Genomic DNA, 7,500 nt, shown 5'->3' with positions numbered 1-7,500 from the left:
CTCTTTCCCTTGAAATTCTACCGTGTATTTTCCTTCCCTGAGTCCGGAAAAATTAGCGATTCCCTCATTATTAAATTGGTTAGAAAGAATAAATCTCGCATCCTTATAAAGATTTACTCTTTGAAACGAATTAGAATCTGGTGATTCGATTTTAACACTCAAAAATGCCGTTTCAGGGGTTTCTTGAACCAATTGATATGTAAATTTCGAATTATCGAAAACTTTTTCTTCAAAAACGACAAATTCGGAAGGATCTTTCGTCAAAGCCGAACGCATGGAAGGCGCATAATCTACTCTTGTGTTAATTTGAAGCGATTCTACGAGACTTTCAAAGATTCGGGCCCCGGACTTTCCCAATTTTACTACAATAGACTCCTTGGATAGAGATTTCCTTGTAAGTTCCAATGAGACGTAACGTTTCAAATATTCCGGTATATCTTTTGTTAGATAACCTGCCAAATCTACCTTCTGTAAATCGATCTCCTCCTGAAGCTCGGAAAACTTTCCCTTTTTAGAGGCTTGGTCCAAGTACGACAAAGTAGAAGCACTGATACCGGCCTGGATCGATTCTTCCATTTGGATGAGTTGATTCTGTAGTTTTATGTCTGTATCTACATTGGCTTTTTCTCCGTTTAAAAGTAAGAGTAGAAGCTCGTTTTTTTGATTTATTTCAGATCCCGAATCCATTTTTGGTTCTCCAATAGCATAAAAAGACGGAAATTTCTAAAAATCTAAATCACTAAAATCCAGCTTTTTCTGAATTTTTTCAATTAAACGGAGTAAAGTAACACTTACGTTCCCTTCGGAAATTCCAATTAGGTCCGCAACTTCACGGTAAGGAGTTCTTGCTAAAAAATGCCCTTTCTTTTTCTTTTCTAAAAGCTTCTTACGCTGTTCATATTTTTTCTTCAAGGCGTGAGAAGTTTTATCCACTTCCATGGGAAGAATGGGTGCAATCTTGGCCGTATTTTGCTGTTTTTCTTTTAACTCAAGTATATTCAGGTAAAGAGTAGTAATCTTGTCTTCCATCCTAATATTTTCCTCTTCCCGATTGGAAAGTTCCGATCGGAGACGAAGAATTTTTTCTTTGAGTGCATCGGGGGCTAAGCCCGTTTTTTCCAAAAGATATTGAACCTCGTCTTCGTTTAAATTTAAATAATAAATGTAGGAAAGTTTGAAAATGACTCGTTTATCAACTCCGATTTCTTCGAGGGCCTGATTAAATCGGTCGGAAAATTCACTCGCTTCTTCCTGCATTTCAGGACGCGTATCCGGTTCATCCTCTATGGTTGCATATTCTTTTCCTTCTTTGCTAATTTTTCCGAGATTGGTAACTTTGAGTTCTCGTTTGGTCCTTTGCCAATCAATCAACATATTCCTTAAGACCGAATAAAACCAGGTTCTAAAACTGGATTTTCCCTTAAAGCTACCAAAACGGGATCCGGTTTTTAATCTTTCAAATGCATAGATAAAAAAATCCCCGGCATCATCCTCACTTAGGTGGAAGATCTTCATCGGAAAATTGTAGATATCTTCCGAATAAATTTCGAAGAATTGCCTGAGCGCTTCTTCTTCTCCATCTCCACATCTAGAAACGAGATCTATAGTTTTATCTTTTGACAAATTCATTTTGTATGAGTTACTTGCACTTAGGTTTGGGTCCCGCATGAAAAAATTTCTCTTTATTGTCGCCTGGACCGCGTTCCATCTGAGCATGGAAGCGGAAAATAATAAAGTAATAAATTATCTCGTCCCTGTTAAAACCGATCAACTAGAAAACAAAATCACCTCTACCTTTGGAGAATCCAGGGGGGATCACTTCCACAATGGAATGGATATTTCTTCCATAAACGAATCCGTAATTGCAATGGGGGATGGAAAAGTTTTGTACAGTCGTTATACGGAGGATCATCCTTTCGAAGACGAACTGGGAACCGGAAATTCGGTTTGGTTGGACCACGGATCCGGAAATTTTACCGCCTATTACCACTTGAAAGATAGCAGGATTTCTAAATTATTAAAATCTGATTGGATCAAAGCGGGTGATAAAATCGGAGTCAGTGGCAACTCCGGTCACTCAAGCGGAGCCCACCTTCACTTTGTTGTACTTCGTAAATACGGACTAGAAATTTTGGATCCCATGAAATTTCTTTCTCCAATCCCGGACAGCACTCCCCCTGAAATTTCAAGCTTATTGGTTCACGTGAACGGAAAGTTTACAAACATAAATGACGGTGATAATATCAACCTCTCAAGAGAGTTTCCCTTTACGGTTTCGATCGTAGATGCAGGAGAAAAAAAATCCCAAAGAAGAGGAGTCAGTAAGGTTCAATATTTTCTAAACGGTGAAACACTTCGATCCGCCGATTTTGGAGCATTACAGTATTCTTCTTCTGAATGGAAAAATCCGGATGGATTCTCCTTTATAAACCTTTATCATAAAGATCAGTATTTAATCGGAAATCTAAATTTAAAGTCCGGTGAAAATACGATCAAAATAGTCGCTTGGGATTTTAGAGGAAACAGAAATGAAAGAAGTTTCACCTTTTATGTAAATCGTCTTTAATAGGGTTGTTGAAAAATTAAAACCCGTCTCAAAACCTTAGGAATGTAAGAGCTATTACAATTTTAAACGACAGGAGAAAACCGCCAATGCGACGGTTTCTGTGGGAACTCCCACGTTTTTTAAAAACTTGCCGAATCGTCTAGAGATATTTTTCTTCAGGTTTTGAGACCGGCTCTAAATTCCTCCGACAAAACTGAAAGAAACATAAACGAGCAGAAACAGAAGCTGTCAACGTTGATTCCAAAACCTTACAAGAAACAACTTCGACCGTCCTCGGCAAGTTTATAACCAAGCGTAGTAGTTCTCACATTCATAGGACTGAATGATAGTGCTGCGGCAATGCCGCTCCTACAGAAGACGGTTTTGGGAAAACTCTTAGTTCCTTCTGTTGGTTTTCTTGTTTTGCGGTTAATGCTCGCATCTAACTCTCGTTTTTCAAACCCGGAAGGGCGCCATTTTGTCTTAACTTCTAAAACTTTGCTCTAAAGAATTCCTACGACTAACCAACGTTACCGGCAACCTGATTTTTATTGATTACTTTGAGTTGTTCCCCAACGGAGTAAAAAACGGAACGGTCCCCTAAAAGATCCGCCAACCGAAGAAAGAGTTCATTGATCGGTTGGATCGAATACGTATCGTGAGCACGAATAACTCTTTTTTCTTCCCGATCTTCCACGATGTGAAAATAAACGGAAGATTCCCCTTTATAACAGGCAAGTAAAGCGTACAATTTCGGAATCAGTTCCGGATCCTCCGTGTGTCTTTCTTCCAATCGAAGATGAAGCGATTTTTCGAGCTTATCTTCAATCGTCGCATCATCTAAAATTTCGATACTGTTGACTTTAACCTGTCCGCGGAGTTCCGTATCTCCCACTTCGATTTTATCCAAGTCCCCTTTGATAAAGATTGCTTGATCTTCCTTTATAAATTCCTTATATTTCTGATACGTCTTCGCGAATGCGACACATTCGATCTCTCCAGTTCGATCCTCGAGTTTGAAATTTGCGAACTCTTCGTTTCGTTTACTAAGTTTTATGTTCTTGGAAGAGATAATTCCTGCAACCTCCACCTTACTTCCTGATTTTAGATTGTCGAATTTTTCAATCGGAATCGTCCTTAAACTTTTGAGTTGTTTCTCGTATTTATCAAGCGGATGACCGGAAAGATAAAGACCGGCTATCGCCTTTTCGCGCCTTAACTTTTCGTCGATCTCCCATTCAAGCGCGTCCTTAGGAAGGTTGAGTGTGAAAGAACTTTCCTCTACCCCAAAAAGAGAAAACTGTCCTTCGTTTGTCCTTTCCTGCTCTCTTTGAGCAAAAGTAAGAATAGAATCCACCGATTCGAAAAGGCATTTCCGAGTATACCCGAAAGAATCCAAAGCTCCCGCTTGAATGAGAGCTTCAAAAACTTTTTTGTTAATCAACCTCGTATCTATGTTGAGGGCAAAATCCTGAAGGGTTTTGAAATTTCCGGCCTTATCTCTTGCTTCAATGATACTGTTTGCCGCGGTCTCACCCACACCTTTCATCGCGGAAAGTCCGAACCGAATCGTAGCATCATCGATTACATTGAAAGAAGCTTGTGATTCGGAAACGTCCGGATTGAGAATTCGAATTCCCATCTCTCTCGCGTTGTTAATGTATTTTACGATATCGGTGGTTTTACCATGATCCGATGCAAGAAGTGCAGTAAGATATTCGATCGTATAGTTCGCTTTTAAATAAGCGGTTTGGTATGTGATGATTGCATAGGCTACGGAGTGAGATTTGTTGAATCCATAACCGCCGAATCTTTCCAATTGCTCGAAAAGATCCTTTGCAACCTTTTCTTGAATGCCTTGTTTTACGGCCCCTTCCACGAATTGGTATTTAAGTTTTTCCATCAAATCGGCTTTCTTCTTTGCCATCGCCTTCCGCAATACGTCCGAATCTCCGACTGAAAATCCTCCAACAACCCGGGAGATACTCATCACTTGCTCTTGATAAACGGGAACTCCGAAAGTCTCTTTCAGTATCGGCTCGCAAGAAGGATGTGGATATGTGACTTGCTTTCTTCCGGATTTACGATCCAAATATTCGTCCAACATACCTTCACCCATAGGGCCGGGACGATATAATGCGATCAAAGCGACAATCTCGTCAAAGTTGTTCACTTGACTTTTAGCAACTAGATCGGTGATCCCCGTGGATTCTAACTGGAATATACCGAGTGTGTTCGCTTTTCTAAGGAGAGCATATGTGTTCGCATCATTGTAAGGGATTTCGTCGAGATCGATTCGAACCCCTCTTCTTCGTTCGATGAGTTTGATCGCGTAATCCAAGGTCGTTAAGTTCTTCAGACCCAAAATATCCATCTTGATCAAACCGATACTTTCTAAGTTGTTTTTATCGTATTGAGTCACGATGGATCGAGAACCCGGTCTTTCTTTTTCCGCAACCGTGGAAAGTGGAACGACCTCTTCCAATGGATAAGGAGAAATCACAACACCGGCAGCATGCCTACCGGGCTGACGATAGTTTCCTTCAAGTCTTTGAGCGATGGCAAAGATTTTATGATTGATATCATCTTTTTCAGAAAAGTTCTTCAATTCGGAAGAAGTTGTGAGCGCTTCTGCAATGGACATCCCGAGTTTGTTCGGGAATGCTTTGGTCATCTCATTCGCCTCTCCGAAAGGAAGATTTAATACGCGAGCAACGTCTTTGAGAGCGGCTTTTGCCGCGAGAGAATTGAACGTGATAATTTGACCGACTTTTTCTTCCCCGTATCTTCTGCGAATGTAATTGATGACTTCTTCCCGTCGTTCCACACAAAAATCGGTATCGATATCAGGCATATCCTTACGGTCAGGATTCAAAAATCTTTCAAAAAGAAGATTATGTTGGAGAGGTTCCACATTCGTGATTCCGAGCGCGTAGGCTACGATGGAACCGGCGGCAGAACCTCTCCCCGGACCAACAGGAATTCCATTTCTTTTTGCATAATTGATATAATCTTGAACGATTAAGAAGTACCCGGCAAACTTCATATTCTTAATCGTATTCAGTTCGAAGACAACTCTATCCTTAATTTCCGGAGAAAGGTTAGGGTACTTTCTTCCGATCCCTTCCCAGATTAATTTTTCAAGATAAGAATCCGCATCATATCCTTCCGGGACCTCAAATTCGGGGAGAAGATAGTTTCCAAATTGAAGTTTTAAATCCACTTTATTACTAATTTCTAATGTATTATAAAAAGCTTCTGGAATTTCGGGAAAAACCCTCGCCATCTCATCCGGACTTTTTACGTAGAATTCTCCGTTAAAGCCGAATTCCATCGGGTCTGTAATACGTTTTTGCATCCCGATTCTAAGAAGAATATCCTGAGCCTCTTGGTCGTCTTTTTTTAGAAAATGAGAATCGTTTGTAACTACAAGAGGGATGCCGGTTCTTTTTCCAAAGTCGTAGATTTGTTTTGCCACGGTCATCTGTTCCGGAATTCCGTGATTTTGGATTTCCATATAAAAATCCTCTTTACGGAAGATCTCATTTAATTTTCCGGCTAATTGAAAAGACTCGTCGATTTTTCCTTCTAGAATTTTCCGATTGACTTCACCCGCAAGACAAGCCGTCAAACAGACAAGGCCCCCATTGTGTTGAGCGAGTAGATCGTAGTCAATTCTCGCCTTTTTATAAAAACCTTCCGTGTAGGATTTGCTTGAAAGACGTATTAAATTTTTGTAACCTTCCTCGTTCTTTGCGAGAAGAATTAGATGATATGCACTTCCGTCCGCGATCTTTACCATCTCCGTTTCTTGTTTTCGATTCGGAGAAACGTAAAATTCGCTACCAATAATCGGTTTGATACCTTGTTTCGTCGCTTCATTGTAAAATTCAACGGCACCAAACATGTTTCCGTGATCGGTCATCGCAACCGATGACATACCGTTTTCTTTTACGTGCTGCATCAACTCTTTGATACGAATTGCTCCATCGAGCATGGAATAGTTGGTGTGCAGATGTAAATGGGCAAAGTCCTGCATTATAAGGGACATAATAGAATTTTGACGAATCCGACGTCAAGAGTCTAATCGATGAAAAATTACAACTTAGACTAAATTCCGTAACTTTTTATAAAATAATACAAATCCGAACCGGACAGATTTTTATTTATTCCTAATTTTTCCGTAAAAAAAATTAGGAACCGATTTTTAAAATGTAGGAATTCCCCTACCCGAAAAAAAATCTTCTTAGACAAAATAGCGCCCTTCTGAGCTTGAAAACCGTGTGTTAGATGCAAGCATTAAGCACAAAACAAGAAAACCAACAAAAGGAGCTAAGAACCTGTCCCCAAACTGTCTTCTGTGGAGCGGCATTGCCACAACACAGTCAATTAGTCTTCAGAATGTAGGAATTCCTACAGATCACACCCCTTTAGTGACTTACGAATTTTTGAGCCAACTTTATTGTTGGAACACTCTCATGAGAATTCCTTCATTCTGAGGTTTTGAAACAAAACTTTATGGATCTCTATATAAAATATTCTGAATTTTGAGATAAACCCTCAAATCTATACACAAAATTTTAAACACTTTTCTTATATAATTCTCGATAGTTTACGGATATTCCATTTACTCTTTTGGCGGAAGAGGTCCCAGTTTATCCAGAAGCATTTGGTTCACTAATTCAGGATCCGCTTTTCCTTTGGAAACTTTCATCACATAACCTACAATAGCGCCCAACGCACGATCTTTACCACTTTTGTACTTGGCCACTGCGTCTTGATTGTTAGCAATCGCCTCGTTTACGATCCTTTCGATTTCCTTGTCGTCACGAACCACGATCAGATTCTTTTCCGTTACGATCGTTTCCGCGTCTTTGTCGCTGATCAGAAGTTCTTCGAATACGGTCTTCGCGATCTTACCGGAAATTTTTCCGTCCGCGATCAATTTTACAAGT

At 40.0% G+C, this 7,500-nt stretch carries 5 protein-coding genes (2 of these 5 running past the window's edge); 1 reads left to right on the top strand and 4 read right to left on the bottom strand.

What is annotated here, in order from left to right:
• Together CLV95_RS08335 and CLV95_RS08330 are read right to left on the bottom strand one after the other, a co-directional pair.
• A protein-coding gene (locus CLV95_RS08335) for a hypothetical protein (RefSeq protein ID WP_002735064.1) crosses the window boundary here: on the bottom strand, positions 1 to 687 show its 5' portion. It extends 42 nt beyond the left edge of the window; the window shows 687 of its 729 coding nt (coding positions 1-687); the start codon lies at positions 685 to 687; the stop codon falls past the left edge of the window.
• Positions 688 to 723: 36 nt separating this feature from the next.
• Positions 724 to 1,629, bottom strand: a complete 906-nt coding sequence (locus CLV95_RS08330) for an RNA polymerase sigma factor (protein WP_016749283.1) — start codon at positions 1,627 to 1,629, stop codon at positions 724 to 726.
• 37 nt (positions 1,630 to 1,666) lie between these two features.
• Between CLV95_RS08330 and CLV95_RS08325 the strand changes: the two genes are divergently transcribed.
• A complete protein-coding gene (locus tag CLV95_RS08325) occupies positions 1,667 to 2,566 on the top strand; it encodes a M23 family metallopeptidase (protein WP_002735001.1) in 900 nt (299 codons plus the stop codon).
• A gap of 499 nt (positions 2,567 to 3,065) precedes the next feature.
• Here CLV95_RS08325 and dnaE read toward each other — a convergent pair whose 3' ends face one another.
• Together dnaE and gatB are read right to left on the bottom strand one after the other, a co-directional pair.
• Positions 3,066 to 6,584 carry a DNA polymerase III subunit alpha gene (gene dnaE, locus CLV95_RS08320; protein WP_026053930.1) on the bottom strand — a complete coding sequence of 1,173 codons (3,519 nt, stop codon included), beginning with the start codon at positions 6,582 to 6,584 and terminating at the stop codon, positions 3,066 to 3,068.
• A gap of 588 nt (positions 6,585 to 7,172) precedes the next feature.
• Positions 7,173 to 7,500: the 3' portion of an Asp-tRNA(Asn)/Glu-tRNA(Gln) amidotransferase subunit GatB gene (gene gatB / locus CLV95_RS08315; protein ID WP_002735079.1), read on the bottom strand. 1,133 nt of this gene lie beyond the right edge of the window; only the last 328 of its 1,461 coding nucleotides appear in the window; the start codon falls outside the window, past its right edge — the gene reads right to left on this strand; its stop codon occupies positions 7,173 to 7,175.

The sequence above is a fragment of the Leptospira borgpetersenii serovar Javanica genome, assembly GCF_003046425.1.
Taxonomy (GTDB): domain Bacteria; phylum Spirochaetota; class Leptospiria; order Leptospirales; family Leptospiraceae; genus Leptospira; species Leptospira borgpetersenii.
Note: the sequence above shows the minus strand (reverse complement) of the source record. Positions and strands in the feature narration are given on the sequence as shown.